General features: G+C 39.6%; 15 protein-coding genes and 1 tRNA gene. 4 read left to right on the forward strand and 12 right to left on the reverse strand.

The genetic code is table 11. The features are described 5' to 3' along the window. Nucleotides 1-15: 15 nt before the first annotated feature. The 12 genes from AXE83_RS07450 to AXE83_RS07505 all read right to left on the reverse strand — a co-directional run bounded on the left by AXE83_RS07450 (nucleotide 16) and on the right by AXE83_RS07505 (nucleotide 11,181). Nucleotides 16-534, reverse strand: coding sequence for a hypothetical protein (locus AXE83_RS07450; RefSeq protein ID WP_223299855.1), 519 nt, complete (start codon nucleotides 532-534; stop codon nucleotides 16-18). Between the two features lie 48 nt (nucleotides 535-582). Then, the gene (locus AXE83_RS07455) at nucleotides 583-951 is read right to left on the reverse strand and encodes an inorganic diphosphatase (RefSeq protein WP_060955986.1); all 369 of its coding nucleotides are present in this window, start codon (nucleotides 949-951) and stop codon (nucleotides 583-585) included. An 85-nt stretch (nucleotides 952-1,036) separates the two neighbouring features. Beyond that, a complete protein-coding gene (locus AXE83_RS07460; protein ID WP_060955987.1) occupies nucleotides 1,037-1,918 on the reverse strand; it encodes a class II fructose-bisphosphate aldolase in 882 nt (293 codons plus the stop codon). 147 nt (nucleotides 1,919-2,065) lie between these two features. Further along, the gene (gene vncS, locus AXE83_RS07465; RefSeq protein ID WP_060955988.1) at nucleotides 2,066-3,385 is read right to left on the reverse strand and encodes a sensor histidine kinase VncS; all 1,320 of its coding nucleotides are present in this window, start codon (nucleotides 3,383-3,385) and stop codon (nucleotides 2,066-2,068) included. Beyond that, on the reverse strand, nucleotides 3,382-4,038 hold the full coding sequence (vncR, locus tag AXE83_RS07470) for a response regulator transcription factor VncR (RefSeq protein WP_060955989.1): 657 nt from the start codon (nucleotides 4,036-4,038) through the stop codon (nucleotides 3,382-3,384). Before vncR ends, vncS begins: the two co-directional genes overlap by 4 nt. A 70-nt stretch (nucleotides 4,039-4,108) precedes the next feature. Beyond that, entirely contained in the window at nucleotides 4,109-5,488 is a 1,380-nt protein-coding gene (gene vex3, locus AXE83_RS07475) for an ABC transporter permease subunit Vex3 (protein ID WP_060955990.1), read from the reverse strand. 258 nt (nucleotides 5,489-5,746) lie between these two features. After that, a complete protein-coding gene (gene vex2, locus AXE83_RS07480; RefSeq protein ID WP_060955991.1) occupies nucleotides 5,747-6,379 on the reverse strand; it encodes an ABC transporter ATP-binding subunit Vex2 in 633 nt (210 codons plus the stop codon). Between the two features lie 13 nt (nucleotides 6,380-6,392). Then, complete coding sequence (locus tag AXE83_RS07485) at nucleotides 6,393-7,670, reverse strand: ABC transporter permease (RefSeq protein WP_060955992.1); 1,278 nt, start codon at nucleotides 7,668-7,670, stop codon at nucleotides 6,393-6,395. A gap of 133 nt (nucleotides 7,671-7,803) precedes the next feature. Next, nucleotides 7,804-7,889, reverse strand: a tRNA-Leu gene (locus AXE83_RS07490). An 80-nt stretch (nucleotides 7,890-7,969) separates the two neighbouring features. Next, a complete protein-coding gene (locus AXE83_RS07495; RefSeq protein ID WP_060955993.1) occupies nucleotides 7,970-8,545 on the reverse strand; it encodes a cysteine hydrolase family protein in 576 nt (191 codons plus the stop codon). After that, nucleotides 8,545-9,333 (reverse strand): GTP-sensing pleiotropic transcriptional regulator CodY, encoded by a 789-nt coding sequence (gene codY, locus AXE83_RS07500; RefSeq protein WP_060955994.1) that lies wholly within the window; start codon nucleotides 9,331-9,333, stop codon nucleotides 8,545-8,547. The genes AXE83_RS07495 and codY overlap by 1 nt, the downstream gene beginning before the upstream one ends. A 270-nt stretch (nucleotides 9,334-9,603) precedes the next feature. Continuing rightward, the gene (locus AXE83_RS07505) at nucleotides 9,604-11,181 is read right to left on the reverse strand and encodes a DEAD/DEAH box helicase (RefSeq protein ID WP_060955995.1); all 1,578 of its coding nucleotides are present in this window, start codon (nucleotides 11,179-11,181) and stop codon (nucleotides 9,604-9,606) included. Nucleotides 11,182-11,519: 338 nt separating this feature from the next. On the opposite strand from AXE83_RS07505, the gene AXE83_RS07510 reads away from it, so the two are divergent. The 4 genes from AXE83_RS07510 to AXE83_RS07525 all read left to right on the forward strand — a co-directional run bounded on the left by AXE83_RS07510 (nucleotide 11,520) and on the right by AXE83_RS07525 (nucleotide 16,258). Next, complete coding sequence (locus AXE83_RS07510) at nucleotides 11,520-12,836, forward strand: FAD-containing oxidoreductase (RefSeq protein ID WP_060955996.1); 1,317 nt, start codon at nucleotides 11,520-11,522, stop codon at nucleotides 12,834-12,836. A gap of 98 nt (nucleotides 12,837-12,934) precedes the next feature. Further along, entirely contained in the window at nucleotides 12,935-14,278 is a 1,344-nt protein-coding gene (gene murT / locus AXE83_RS07515; RefSeq protein ID WP_060955997.1) for a lipid II isoglutaminyl synthase subunit MurT, read from the forward strand. Beyond that, complete coding sequence (gene gatD, locus AXE83_RS07520; RefSeq protein ID WP_060955998.1) at nucleotides 14,278-15,060, forward strand: lipid II isoglutaminyl synthase subunit GatD; 783 nt, start codon at nucleotides 14,278-14,280, stop codon at nucleotides 15,058-15,060. The genes murT and gatD overlap by 1 nt, the downstream gene beginning before the upstream one ends. A 115-nt stretch (nucleotides 15,061-15,175) precedes the next feature. Then, nucleotides 15,176-16,258 (forward strand): M24 family metallopeptidase, encoded by a 1,083-nt coding sequence (locus tag AXE83_RS07525; protein ID WP_060955999.1) that lies wholly within the window; start codon nucleotides 15,176-15,178, stop codon nucleotides 16,256-16,258. The last annotated feature ends 20 nt before the right edge of the window (nucleotides 16,259-16,278 follow it).

The raw sequence follows: 16,278 nt of genomic DNA on the forward strand, positions 1-16,278 counted from the left end.
AACTGAAAACAGACCTTAACCATCAATGGCAAAATTCTCCAGACTCTCAAATGCCTGACCCTGATAGTCAAAAGAAAAGATATGAATATCATCAAAAGTTTGATCGCAGAAAGTAACGGTTTGTCTTTCTGGCTCGATGATGGGTTTACCCAATTTTTCAGTAGCTTCTTCATCTGTGAAATACCCATAAAATTCTTGTAAATGAGGCAGTATAAAAGCAAGAATACGAGTTCTATTTTTATGGTAATTAGCTGCAAGCAACTGAGCTTCTATCTCAAAATTTCCACTTGGTTTTTCTTCCCAAGCTACAAGAACATCATCTACTTCATGTAGGTAGGCTTGCAAGGACTGATCGAATATCATATCTATTTTTCCTTTCACAAGTACTGTAATCTTCTCACACCTAAACATCGAAAAACCTATAATCGCTAGCAATCCAATGTCAACAAGCTTTCCAAATGAACCTAGTGTAGCTAAAACTGCAATTAAAGAGTCATCAATATATGCTCCGGAGGTTTCATGAATTCCAAACAACTTTGCAAATCAGTTAGAATTTCTGCCGTAAGAAAAGATTTTTCATCCTTATTTATAACCTCCCTTACTTGAATCATTATTCTCCTCCACCATTTCAATCCAAGAATCAAAATACTGCTCCATAAAATAGGTCTGCTCTGCAATCAAACCTTTATTAACCTTCTCATCCAAGGGCGCTAAAACCCACTTGTCTTCTATATCATCACGACGTCGAATGATAGCAACCAACTTTCCAGTAAAGACTTCCAGAGGCTGTTGCTGATCACGGGAAACAATATAAACATCTTGCTCTTCGCCATCTCCCCCCATCAGTTCAGGTATGTAGCCATAGTTAATCGGATAGACATTCCCAAAAGAATCTTCAAACCCCACCGGCCGATCAATGACACCACTAAATATTCTCTCTTTGAATTTCATCTTTTCATTGCCTCCGTATGACATTTCCTAGATTCATTATACAAGAAAAATCCCGCCGTAGCGAGATTTTCTATCTATAGCCTAATTAAGCTTTACCTTCTGAACCGAATACGTCGATACGTTCTTCAACTGATGCTTGGATAGCTTTGACACCGTCAGCCAAGAATTTACGTGGGTCGAAGAGTTTCTTCTTGTCGTATTCTGCTTCGTTTGCTTCGTAGTCACGAGCAAATTTACGAGTTGCGTTAGCGAATGCGATTTGGCATTCTGTGTTAACGTTAACTTTCGCAACACCAAGTTTGATAGCTGCTTGGATTTGGTCATCAGGAATACCTGATCCACCGTGCAATACGATTGGGAAGCCTGGTACAGCTTCAGTCAATTTTTGCAAGTGATCAAGGTGAAGACCTTTCCAGTTTTCTGGGTAAGGACCGTGGATGTTACCGATACCAGCTGCCAAGAAGTCGATACCAGTTGCAACCATTGCTTTAGCGTCTTCGATTGGAGCCAATTCACCATCACCGATGATTCCGTCTTCTTCACCACCGATAGTTCCAACTTCAGCTTCTACTGATACACCATTTGCGTGAGCAAATTCTACAACTTTACGAGCTTTTTCAAGGTTTTCTTCAACTGGAAGGTGTGAACCATCAAACATAACTGAAGTATAACCAACTTGAATACACTCAAGTGCATCTTCGTAGTGACCGTGGTCAAGGTGGATAGCTACTGGTACAGTGATACCCATTGATTCAACAAGGTTAGCGATCAAGTTGCGAGCAACTTTGTAACCACCCATGTATTTAGCAGCACCCATAGAAGTTTGGATCAAAACTGGAGCTTTTTTAGCTTCTGCTGCGCGCAAGATTGCTTGAGTCCACTCAAGGTTGTTTGTGTTAAATCCACCAACTGCATAACCGTTGTCACGAGCTGCTTGGACAAATTTTTCTGCTGAAACGATTGCCATTTTATCAGGCCTCCTGTATATTTTTATGGGACATCCCATTTACATTGTTCATTTTATCACTTTTTAACAAAAAAAGCTAGTTTTTCCTGTAGTTTAGATTGAATTTCTTCTATCTTAAAATATGTAACTCTCCTCAAAGTCCTAATCTTACAGGTCTTTAGGTAGATTCATATAAAAGGCTAAGTGGTCTTCATAGCGTTCAAATCGATAGTCAATTTCTTCGTTTTCCAATAAACTTTTAACTACGAATAGTCCCAAGCCAGCTCCCTTACTTTGTCGACTAGAAACCGTAAAGGATTGTTCAAACTTATCTTGCTCCTCAGGTGTACAGGCGTTCTCAATGAAAACCCAGCCATCTTCTGTCCCAATTTTTAGATAGCCTCCTTGAACAGAGTGTTTCACAGCATTACTGATAAGATTGGAAAGAATCAGCTTTAGTACCGAAGGATTTAGATAAGTTTGTTGGTCAGTCAGTTGATTCACAACTGAGATTCCCCTCTCTTTGGCTAATAAATCATAATCCTTTAAGAGAAAATCTGTCATTTCAAGAAGGTTGATTTGTTCTTTTTTGTCTCGCAATTCTTGCACTGAAGAAAGGGATAAGATTTGCTGAACGTGGTGAGTCAAATCATCCACAATACCCAGAGAAACTCCCAGATAATGGTCCCGATCCTTATAGCGTCCTATATTGGCTTTCATATTCTCCAGAAGAATCTTTAGACTAGCTAGAGGTGTTTTCAGTTCGTGGGAAGCACCTCGCAAAAACTCAACCTTCATCTTTTCCAGCTGGAGGATGGCCTCGTTCTTTTCATGCAAGTCTGCAATGACCGTCAAGAGATGCTGATAAAGGCTATTGATTTGTTCTTTGAGATCGCCAATTTCATCCTTAGAATCCACGCGCAACCTCACTTCTGCATCCAAATCCATCATCCGTCGAGTCACTCGTTTGATTTCCAAAATAGGAGCAACAATGGTTCTAGCATAGATAAAGGCGATGAGGAGCGAAATGATGAAAGACGCTAATAAAGTATAAGGCAGAAATTGAAGACTGATGTCTTCTGCTTCTTTCTGCAAATCCATAGATGCCAAGAATTGCAAGGTCATGGTCTGACCATCCTTAGTTTGAACTTCTCTTTCCTCAATAACCAAGGAAGCTGTCTGTCGTTGTTTATCAATGGGAAGATTGTCCTTGACTTCCAACTTATCCTGAGTCATCTCTCCCTTAACAGCTCCCTTAATATCACTGCTTTTAGAATAAAGTTCAAGGACTTCTTGGATAGACTGACTATCCTTTCCTTGGAGGGATTGGGCAATTTCTGTAGACTTTTGCCCGATGCTTTCCTGACGGTGACTGAGATAGGTCAGAGGAAAGAGAAAATAGATGGCCAAATGCAAACAAATGACCAAGGTAGAAAATACCGAGAAGGTATAGATAAAAATCTTTTTAAATAAACCTGAATGTCTCATTTTCTCTCCAATTTATAACCAACATTGCGCACGGTAAAAATACAGTCTAAATCCAATTTTTTCCGTAGTTCCTTGATATAGACATCGATCACTCTGTCAAAAGGGACCTCATCTGTCATCTTCCATACAGCATCGATAATCTGCGACCGAGTTAAGGCCCGTCCTTCATTTTTAACCAGATAATCTAAAATTTCCAGTTCTTTTGCATTCACTGCAACTTCTTGACCAGCTACTTTGGCGCTATAACTGTCAAAGTCTACCTCGGTGTCCCTATAGGTAAAAATACGACCAGTATCATAATAACGTTTAAAGATGGCATCCACTCGTACTTTTAACAAAGATAGAGAAAAAGGCTTTTCCAAATAACCATCTGCTAATGCAGCAAAGGCACTCATCTTATATTCTTCGTCCTGAAAGGCTGTCAACATCAAGACTGGTACTTGACTACTTTTTCGGATTTCTGACAAAACCTCTAAACCATTGAGTTTCGGCATTTGAATATCTAAGAGAACCAAGGCAACTTGGTGATTGGAAAATTGTTCTAAGGCCTCAAGGCCATCTGCTGCCTGAATGGTTTCATAGCCACAATCCGTCAAATAATCACTAATTCCCTCGCGAATCATGTCTTCATCTTCTACAATTAGAATTTTCATATAAATCCTTTTCTATCAAAAATGCTACCTATATTATATCTCATTTGAGTGAGAATAGGTAGCAGGTTTTTTATTCACTATCCAACAAGAGTTCTTTTGGTTGTTTAAAGAGGAGATTGCTTGAAGCAAGTGCCATAACTAGTACCACTAGAACTAATCCAAGTACAAAGATGATAGCAAAGTCAGAAGGTTGAATGGAAATATCCAGACTTGAAAGTGTCTTGCTAAAGCCGTCGACTTCTGCACCACCACCAAGATTAGAGGCTTGGGCTGCCTTACTAGCCTGCTTAGCCACATCTGATGTGACATTTGCAAGAACAGTATTTCCAATGGCACGAGCTGTATAGTTGGCTAAGAAGTAAGCTGAAATAAGTGCTGGAATCGCAATCATAACTGCTTCTGTGATAAATTGTCCTAGAATACTTGCTTGTTTTAGACCAATTGAAAGGAGAATTCCAACCTCTTTACGACGGGCGTTAATCCATAGTGTCAGTAAGAGAGCAAGTAGAAGAACAGAGAAGCTCAAGCTACCCCAGAAAAGCAGATTAGCCATCTTGTACATGCCTGAGATAGATTGTTCAAGGGCAGGATAGTTAGATGAACTCTTAATCAAGCTATACATCTTCCAGTTGATGCCGTTGATAGACCCTAGTTCTTGCATGACAGTATCTAGGTTCTTATCTCCAGCCACAAAGAAGGTAGCATCTCCATAAATAGCTGTATCTTCTGTATAACCATAGAGTTGGGCAGCTGTGTGAATATCTGTGATAGCTGTATTCTCATAGAGTTCTTGTGAGTAGGTTACAGCAGATTTGTTATGTCCATCAAAAAGTCCTTTGATCGTTACCTCTACTGTTTCTTTGGCTCCTTTTTCATTATCTGCATCGTAGATATTGGAGTTCAGTTTGACCTTATCTCCTACCTTCCAGCCATGTTTAGCAGCCAAATCTTTGTGCATGAGAATCTGGTATTTGTCATCGTTTGTTAAATGCTCACCTTCGACTAGTTTGTAAGAGCCTGACACAAACTTGTCTTCTTTAGAAGAGTCATTGACTCCTGTTATCATCAAGCTACTTCCAAAACGTTGAGCTCGATCTGCAGTTAGATTTTTCTTGGTTTCAGGCGTTTCAATCAGTTCATAGCCTGTCAAATCACCGATAGCATTAATCCGTTTGATGTAGGATTCAATAGCCTTATTCTCAGTAATTTTTTTAATATCTTCACCCTTGATATTCCCCGCACCACGTGGAGTTCCTTGATTGACCCTGCGGTTGATTTGCATGGAGAAACTATTGGTGATATTTTTAAAGGTTTCTTGAGAAGCCTTGGCTGTCGCACCCTTGATAGACAAGCCGACCAAACTCAAACTAGCCATCAAGAGAATGATAAGAAAGATCACAATAGACTTAAAGAATTTTCTTGTGACGTAGGCAAATGCGTTGTGTAACATAAGATTCCTTTCTAGATTTACTTCGCTTATATGTTTTTATATTTCTTTATTTCCCTTAAATAGTGCGGACGGGAGCAACTTCATTTTAGAATTTCATCCCTAATTTTTGAGCCATCTGTCTCAAAAATCCCGTCCTAGATAATAACAAAGTTATTATCTAGGATACCACTATAGCGGGAAATAACTGTTTAAGAATCACTTCGTTTATAATTCCTTAATAGTTTACTAAAGCAATTCCAAAAGTTTAAGAAGTAGACTCTATTTTTCAGTCAGTTTCTTGTCCTTCAATTCAAGTGTAATATCTGACGCCTGTGCCACTTCCTTACTGTGGGTCACAACGATCACACACTTGCCTGTTTTCTCAGCGAGAGATTTGAGCAAATCGATGATATCCCCAGCAGTCTTAGGATCCAGGTTTCCTGTTGGTTCATCCGCTAAAATCACTGGCGCCTCAGATACCAGACTACGAGCAATGGCAACACGTTGTTGCTGTCCACCTGATAATTGGAGAACATTCCGCTTGATTTGACTTTCATCTAAACCAAGTTCAAGAAGGGTATCCTTGCTAGCTTTTTTATTAACCAAGCGGATATTTTCCAATGGAGAAAGATAATCAATCAGGTTATAGTTTTGGAATACTAGCGAGATATGGTGCATGCGATGATAAGAATATCCTTGTTCACGAATATCCTTGCCTTTGAATAGGATAGCACCTTCGACTGGGCTATCAAGTCCTGCTAAGAGAGATAAGAGTGTTGACTTCCCAGCTCCTGATTCTCCGATAATACTATAAAACTTACCAGGTTCAAAATCGTAATTGATTTTATATAATACTGCTTCTGCAGTGTTTTTATAACGATAAGTAAGATCTTGTAATTGTAGTAAAGTCATGATTTCTCCTTTATTAACTGATGGATGATAAAATTTCTTTCGGTGATTTTCTAAATAAAAATAGGAAACAAAGTGCAACTGACAAGCAGCTGATGATAAGTAGGAAAATATAAGATTCTCCAAATGATAGAAGACTTGTTGAAAGATTCGTTGCTTTTGCTAGCGTATCTTGTAATGCAGCTTGGTCGCCGCTTGCAAGTACAGTCTTCAAGAGATAGGAAGTAATAGCATTCCCAGCTACAAATGCCGGCAAAATAGATGCCAATGAAACTAGGATGACTTCTAGGCAGAATTGGCTAAAGATTGCTATTTTCCCTTTACCTAGTGCCAATAAAATACCAACCTCGTAGACTCGCTCTCGTAACCAAAGTGACAAGACCAAGATCAGCGCTCCTACACCAGCAATCATAATGCCATAGAGGAAAATCTGTAGGAAGGTTTGGAAGGTCGAAACTGAATCCTTGATTTGTTCAAAGACCTTATTTTCCTTTTCAACTTGGAACCCTTGGTTTCCCAGAGATAGTTTTTCAACCTCTTGAATGATGCCATCCATATCTTTTGGATTTTCGAGATAGAAACGAGCTGCAGTGACTTGATCTTCCTTATTTCTAAGAAGAGTTTGGCTACTTTCGTAGTCTGTATAGACCATATTTTCACTAAAGTCTGATGATAGACCGGTGAATTTCTCTTGCTTCTGACCTGAGAAAATACCTACGATTTCATAGTCTAGCATTTGTCCACTATTTTCTTCTACTTGACCAGGATTTAAGCTAATCTTATCTCCTACTTTTAGATTGTTTTTCTTGGCTAAATCTTCGTGGATTAAGATTTTTTTTCGATCCCCTTTTTCGATATGTCTTCCTTCTTTAAGGGTAAAGGCGGAACTTGTAAAAGAAACATCCTTGGAAGAGTCTTCTAATGCAATCAAACTGATAAGATTTTTTTCAGCCTCTGTCAAATCATCCCTTTGGATACTTTGTTCTCCAGTTACCACTTCTTTGTCAGTTAACTTGGCTATTGTTTCTAGTTCAGGTGAAATCCTCTCAAGCCCTTTTATCTGTTTAAGCTCGTCTAGTTGAGACAATTGAAAAGTCTGATCTGCTTCTATTCTTTTAATAGAAAAAGATGTATTCAATGAGAGATAGAGATTATTTTCTACTGTTTTGTTGGACTTCATAAGCGTCAAACAAGCCGATATTCCTGCCAATAAGACAAATAGAATCAAGAATAATATGAGACTTCTCAGTCGTTTTCTGCTGACGTAAGCCCAGGCTCTTTGAGTGGGATTCATATAGCACCTCCATATTTGTAAGACTATTATAATATCCAAATATGAAATGTTTATGAAATCACAAAAAAAGAGCAAAATCTTTGCCCTTGTTTATATAAAAATAAAGAGCTAGCCGAAGCTAACTCTTTTCCTATGCGGAGAGAGGGACTTGAACCCTCACGACCTAAAGCGGTCACAGGATCCTTAGTCCTGCGCGTCTGCCAATTCCGCCATCCCCGCGTCGATTACTTTACTAGTATATCAACTTTCACAAACTTTGTCAACACTTTTTTCAGATTTTTTCAGTTTTTTTGAATACATTATTCTTTGATTTCAATTAGGTTTTCATCAAGGAGTTTCGCTCCTAATGTATTCTTAAAATGTCCAAGTGCAAACTGATGGTTTTCAGGCCAAATGGATGCGACTGCTGGCTTGACAACTTCTATCTGATACCCAAGATTATAGGCATCGATAGCCGTATGCAATACACAGATATCTGTAAGAACACCTGTTAAGATGACTGTATCCACGCGACGCTCTCTCAGACGGATATCCAAATCTGTGCCAGAAAAAGCTGAATAGTGACGTTTGTCCATCCAGAAAACACGACTATCCTGGGCCTGTTCCTGATAAAATTCAGCTAACTTACCATATAGATTACGCCCGCTAGTCCCAATCAGATTATGAGGGGGAAATAGTTTACTTTCTGGATGAAAGACATCATTTTCCTTATGAGCATCAATGGTAAAGAAAATATAATCTCCACGATCAAATGCTAATCTAGTTACCTGATTGATTGCTTCTGATATTGCTTGAGCAGGAGCTCCTGCTGTCAATTTTCCATGATCCGCTACAAAATCTTCTGTATAGTCAATCGAAATTAAAGCCTTAGCCATTAATAGTCCCTCTTTTTCACTTCTTCAAAGATATCTGGGATCAAGACCTTAAGATAAGTTCCCTTCATCCCCAGTGAACGACTTTCAATAATTCCTGCTGATTCGAGTTTTCGAAGGGCATTGACAATCACAGAACGCGTAATACCGATACGGTCTGCAATGACTGACGCAGTTAATTGTCCTTCATTGCCTTTCAATTCACCCAAAATAGCTGATACTGCTCGTAACTCAGAGTAAGAAAGGGTGTTGACTGCCATCGTTACGGCTGTACGACGACGGATATTTTTCTCGTCTTCTTCACGTTGGAAGTTCAAAAGCTGAATACCAACCACCGTACTAGCAATCTCAACAAGAATCAAATCCTCATCTTCGAATTTCTTATCATTACGCCAGATAATCAAAGATCCCAAACGAATCCCAGAAACATGGATTGGAGCAATGGTTGTCAAACCTTCTGCGAAATCTGCACGACTCTCAACTGGAAAGATGCTTAATTCATGATCTACAGTCAGATTTGCTTCTGTATCGTAAATCATATTTGCACCTTGAATATAGTCCTCAGGAAAAATTTTTGATTGGAAAAATTGCTCTACACGATCATTATTAGTCTTGTAGCGCATAAAATATCCTAAAAGACGTCCCTTACTATTTAGGATACAAGCGTTGCAATCAATAATATCCGCTAATTGGCGTGTGATGGCATTATATGGAAGATCATCTTGTAATTTCTCCTCCGAACGCTTCAGGATAGACGTAATTTTTCTCGTTTTTTCTAATAAATGTGCCATTTTTCACCTCGTATTTAATCGCTCCCATTATATCATAAAATGCCCATTATTTCAATAATTATCTGAAAATTGTTTATTGAATTGCAATTCATGACTGTTCGAAAATTTTTACTAGTTTTTTAAATTTTCTTATTGACAAGTCCCTAAATTTTTGATAATATAATATTACAAGATAACAAATATATAAATCTATTTTCTCGTATGAAACTTTTCTTGACTCTCGGTCTCCTTATATATAAAAGCGTTCCACCTCAGCGAACCGCTTTTTTATTATTTATCACCCTTGTTACGGATTACAAAACCAGTTTTCTTCTCGCTTGAAGTATTGCGTGGTTTTTTATTATCCTTACGGTAACGTTTTTCCTTCTCAAAGCGGTCGTTTTTGCGACTGCCTTTTTTGAAGTCATCTCGACGTTCACCACGTCGATTGTCGCGACGGCGATCTCGATCGCGACGGTCATCTCCACGACGACCTCCCTTACCTTTGCCACCAAAGCCACCACCAGATGGTTTAAATGGTAAAGGTTTTTCACGTGCAATCTCAACCTCAGGAAGACTATCTGGGTCTTGAACAGTTAAGCTGAGGATATACATAGCCAATTCTTCTGGGCTGAATTCTGAGGCTAATTGACGAGCATCCTTGCCAAACTTCTCAAAGTTGCTACGAATCTCCTCATTCGCAAAATCACGTTCAATTTTCTTAAGAGCTACTTGCTTCTTAGCTTGGAAGGCTTCTTCTGCACTTGCAGGTTTGAGACCTTTCATACGTTTCTTAGTCAAGTTCTCAATGATTTGTAGATAACCCATTTCATTAGGTGAAACGAAGGTAATAGACTGACCTGACTTACCTGCACGACCTGTACGACCGATACGGTGAACATAACTCTCAGGATCTTGTGGGATATCATAGTTGTAAACATGAGTTACACCTGAAATATCCAAACCACGAGCAGCCACGTCTGTTGCAACTAAGACATCAAGATTGCCATTTTTAAAATCACGAAGGACACGAAGACGTTTGTTTTGGTCCAAATCTCCATGAATCCCTTCTGCACGGAAACCACGGATTTTAAGTCCACGAGTTAACTCATCTACACGACGTTTGGTACGACCAAAAACGATTGACAACTCAGGTTGATCAACATCCATAAGACGAGTCATGGTGTCGAATTTTTCTTGTTCTTTAACACGGATATAGTACTGGTCTACCAGTTCTGTTGTTAATTCTTTAGCAGCAATCTTCACATGCTCAGGTTCTTTCATGAACTGAACACCAATACGTTTGATAGCATCTGGCATAGTTGCTGAAAAGAGCAAGGTTTGACGATTTTCTGGTACACGAGAGATGATTGCTTCGATGTCTTCAAGGAATCCCATGTTGAGCATTTCATCTGCTTCGTCAAGGATAAGAGTTTCAATGTCCTGCAATTTCAAGGCCTTGCGTTTAATGAGGTCAAGAAGTCGTCCTGGTGTTCCTACTACGATATGAGCTCCTGATTTAAGAGCCTTGATTTGTTTTTCAATACTTGAACCACCATAGACTGAACGAACTTTTACACCCTTGCTTCGACCAAAGCGGAAAAGCTCTTCTTGGCTTTGAACAGCCAGTTCACGAGTTGGGGCAATTACCAAAGCTTGGATAGTTGCTTCTTCTGTACGAATTTTTTCAAGGGTTGGTAAGCCAAAGGCTGCTGTTTTCCCTGTACCAGTCTGTGCTTGACCGATAACATCTTTTCCTTCAAGAGCCAAAGGAATAGTTTGCTCTTGGATAGGACTTGCTTCTACAAATCCTGCTTTTTCAATTTCTGCTAACAAATCAGCAGAAAGATTAAATTCATTAAATTTCACGTTATTCTTCTTTCTAAAGATGGTGCGAAGCCATCCTATAGCGCTTAGTTTATACTTTTCTTGTCATGACGTACTTTCAGTTTTTATGAAAGACCGTGTTGCTTCTTTTCCACTAAAGAAAAGTACTGCTTTCTTTGCAACTTATCTAGTATAACACAAGAGAGGACCAAAAGATAGTCTAACCACTTGATTAAATCATGTAAACGATTTTTCTATTTTTTGAACTTAATTCTCAAAAGCTTCGTGAGACTAATTTAGTCCAATATTTTTTTCCGTAGCAGAATTGTGAAAAAAATTTTTTCTTATGCTAGAATGAAATCAAACAGGAGGATTTAAAAATGTTAACATACGATTTAATTGTTATTGGATTTGGTAAGGCAGGTAAAACTCTTGCTGCCAAACTAGCTTCAGCTGGTAAAAAAGTTGCCCTTATCGAACGCAACAAAGCAATGTACGGTGGAACTTGTATCAACATCGGTTGTATTCCAACTAAAACCTTGTTAGTTGCTGCAGAAAAGGACTTGTCATTTGACGAGGTTATGGCAACAAAAAATACGATTACCAGCCGCCTCAATGGTAAAAACTATGCTACGATCGCTGGTACTGGAGTTGATATCATTGATGCCGAAGCCCACTTTGTTTCAAACAAGGTAATCGAAATTCAAGCTGGAGATGAAAAACAAGAACTAACTGCTGAAACTATCGTTATCAATACTGGTGCTGTTTCAAACGTTTTGCCAATTCCAGGTCTTGCAACTAGTAAGAATGTCTTTGACTCAACAGGCATCCAAAACTTGGAACAATTGCCAGAAAAACTTGGAATTCTTGGTGGTGGAAATATCGGTCTTGAGTTTGCTGGTCTCTACAATAAACTCGGAAGCAAGGTAACAGTCTTAGATGCAATGGACACCTTCTTACCTCGTGCAGAACCTTCCATCGCAGCTCTTGCTAAACAATACATGGAAGAAGACGGCATCGAATTACTTCAAAACATCCATACTACTGAAATCAAAAACGATGGTGACCAAGTTCTTGTTGTGACTGAAAATGAAACCTATCGTTTCGATGCCCTTCTCTATGCAACAGGACGTAAACCAAATGTTGAACCACTTCAACTTGAAAATACAGATATTGAACTAACTGAACGTGGTGCGATTAAGGTGGACAAACACTGTCAAACAAACGTTCCTGGTGTCTTTGCAGTTGGAGATGTCAATGGTGGACTTCAATTCACTTACATTTCACTTGATGACTTCCGTGTTGTCTACAGCTACCTTGCTGGTGATGGCAGCTACACACTTGAAAACCGTCTCAATGTTCCAAACACCATGTTCATCACACCTGCACTTTCACAAGTTGGTTTGACTGAAAGCCAAGCAGCTGATTTGAAACTTCCATACGCTGTCAAGGAAATCCCTGTTGCTGCTATGCCTCGTGGTCATGTAAATGGTGACCTTCGTGGAGCTTTCAAAGCTGTGGTTAATACTGAAACCAAAGAAATTCTCGGTGCAACTATCTTCTCTGAAGGATCACAAGAAATCATCAACATTATTACTGTTGCTATGGACAACAAAATCCCATACACTTACTTCACAAAACAAATCTTCACTCACCCAACCTTGGCTGAGAACTTGAATGACTTGTTTGCGATTTAAGTTGAAATTTCATCGCATCAAACAGCCCTCCTTGGGCTGTTTTTCTTTTTCTAAAATCTCAAATCTGTCTTTTTCAGCTTTTATGATATAATAGAAACATGAAATTAAAAACTACTTTGGGTCTTCTTGCTGGGCGTTCTTCTCATTTTATTTTGAGTCGTCTTGGACGTGGAAGTACGCTCCCTGGAAAACTTGCCCTTCAATTTGATAAAGATATTTTACAACATTTAGCGAAGAACTACGAGATTGTTGTAGTAACTGGTACCAATGGAAAAACCTTGACGACCGCTCTCACTGTTGGTATCCTAAAGGAAATTTATGGTCAAGTTTTGACCAATCCAAGTGGTGCCAACATGATCACAGGGATTACAACTACCTTTTTGACTGCAAAATCTTCAAAAACTGGAAAAAATATTGCCGTTCTAGAAATCGACGAAGCCAGTCTATCTCGTATCTGTGACTATATCCAGCCTAGCCTTTTCGTCATCACCAATATCTTCCGTGACCAAATGGACCGCTACGGTGAGATCTATACGACCTACAACATGATTTTGGACGCTATTCGAAAAGTTCCTACTGCTACTGTTCTGCTGAATGGTGACAGTCCTCTTTTCTACAAACCTACAATTCCAAATCCTGTTCAGTATTTTGGTTTTGATCTAGAAAAAGGTCCAGCAAAGCTTGCTCACTACAATACTGAAGGTATCCTCTGCCCTGAATGTCAAAGTATTTTGAAATATGAGCTAAATACATATGCCAACTTAGGAGCTTATATCTGCGAAAACTGTGGATGTAAACGTCCTGACTTGGACTACCGTCTGACAGAATTGGTTGAGTTAACCAACAATCGTTCTCGCTTCGTTATCGATGGTCAGGAATATGGTATTCAAATCGGTGGTCTCTACAACATCTACAATGCTCTGGCTGCAGTTGCTATCGCCCGTTACCTAGGCGCTGATTCTCAACTGATCAAACAAGGTTTTGACAAGAGTCGAGCTGTTTTTGGACGCCAAGAAACATTCCATATCGGTGACAAGGAATGCACACTGGTTCTCATCAAGAATCCTGTTGGTGCTACCCAAGCTATTGAAATGATAAAACTAGCTCCTTATCCATTTATTCTATCTGTTCTCCTCAATGCGAATTATGCAGACGGGATTGATACCAGCTGGATTTGGGATGCTGATTTTGAACAAATTACTGAGATGGATATCCCAGAAATCAACGCCGGTGGCGTTCGTCATTCTGAAATTGCTCGTCGTCTTCGAGTAACTGGTTATCCAGCTGATAAAATCACTGAAACAAGCAGTCTGGAACAAGTTCTTAAAACGATTGAAGCTCAAGACTGCAAGCATGCTTATATCCTTGCGACTTATACGGCCATGCTGGAATTCCGAGAATTACTAGCCAATCGTCAGCTTGTTAGAAAGGAGATGAATTAATGGTTTATACTTCACTTTCCTCAAAAGACGGCAACTATCCTTACCAGCTAAATATCGCCCACCTCTATGGTAACCTCATGAATACCTACGGAGATAACGGGAATATCCTTATGCTCAAGTACGTAGCTGAAAAACTTGGGGCCCATGTAACAGTTGATATCGTTTCACTTCATGATGATTTCGATGAAAATCATTACGATATCGCCTTTTTCGGTGGTGGCCAAGACTTTGAACAAAGTATCATTGCTGGTGATTTGCCTGCAAAAAAAGAAAGCATTAACAACTTTATCCAAAATGATGGTGTCGTCCTTGCTATCTGTGGTGGTTTCCAACTATTGGGTCAGTATTATATTGAAGCTTCCGGAAGACGCATAGAAGGTCTAGGTGTCATGGGACACTATACCCTTAATCAAACCAACAACCGCTTTATCGGTGACATTAAGATTCATAATGAAGAGTTTAATGAAACTTATTATGGATTTGAAAATCACCAAGGCCGCACCTTCCTCTCAGATGACCAAAAACCACTCGGCCAGGTTGTCTATGGAAATGGCAACAACGAAGAAAAGGTCGGTGAAGGTGTTCACTATAAAAATGTTTTCGGTTCTTATTTCCACGGGCCTATCCTATCTCGTAATGCCAACCTTGCCTATCGTTTGGTCACTACTGCCCTCAAGAAAAAATACGGTCAGGACATCGTCCTTCCAGCTTATGAGGATATTCTGAGCCAAGAAGTCGCTGAAGAATACAGCGATGTGAAAAGCAAGGCAGAATTTAACTAAACTTCCATTTCCAACATGCTATTAGCTGTTGGAATTTTTTTAGGCTCTTTTCCCCTTCTCCCTTGCATTTTCTACTAATTTTTGCAAAAATAGAGGGGTAGAAAGAAGGTAGCATATGTCTAAATTACAACAAATCTTAACTTATCTTGAATCAGAAAAGCTAGACGTCGCTGTCGTATCTGACCCCGTCACTATTAATTACCTCACTGGCTTTTACAGTGATCCACACGAACGTCAAATGTTCCTTTTTGTCCTTGCAGATCAGGAACCGCTTCTCTTCGTTCCAGCACTTGAGGTTGAACGTGCGACTAGCACTGTCTCTTTCCCAGTAGTGGGCTACGTGGACTCTGAAAATCCTTGGAAGAAGATCCAAAACGCCTTGCCACAGCTTGATTTCAAACGTGTAGCAGTTGAGTTTGACAATCTCATCTTGACTAAATACCACGGTTTGAAAACTGTCTTTGAAAGTGCTGAGTTTGAGAACTTAACTCCATTGATCCAACGCATGCGCTTGATCAAATCAGCAGATGAAGTGCAAAAGATGATGGTTGCAGGTGTCTATGCTGATAAGTCTGTCAAGGTTGGTTTTGACAATATCTCTCTTGATAATACGGAAACAGATATCATCGCGCAGATTGACTTTACTATGAAACGTGAAGGTTATGAAATGAGCTTTGACACCATGGTCTTAACAGGAGATAACGCTGCAAATCCGCATGGTATCCCTGGAGCTAACAAGGTTGAAAAAGATGCCCTTCTCCTCTTTGACCTCGGAGTTATGGTCAACGGCTATGCATCAGATATGACTCGTACAGTCGCTGTTGGTAAACCTGACCAGTTCAAGAAGGATATCTACAACCTAACTCTTGAGGCCCAACAAGCAGCTCTTGACTTTATCAAACCTGGCGTAACAGCCCATGAGGTTGACCGTGCAGCTCGTGAAGTGATTGAAAAAGCTGGCTACGGTGAGTACTTCAACCACCGTCTCGGTCATGGGATCGGTATGGATGTCCACGAATTCCCATCTATCATGGAAGGAAACGACATGGTCATCGAAGAAGGCATGTGCTTCTCAGTTGAACCTGGTATCTACATTCCTGGTAAAGTTGGTGTCCGCATCGAAGATTGTGGTGTTGTAACTAAGGATGGCTTCGACCTCTTTACAAGTACCAGCAAAGATTTGCTTTATTTTGATTAAAAAGTATATTATAAAAAATA

Source organism: Streptococcus sp. oral taxon 431 (genome assembly GCF_001553685.1).
In the GTDB taxonomy this organism is placed as follows: domain Bacteria; phylum Bacillota; class Bacilli; order Lactobacillales; family Streptococcaceae; genus Streptococcus.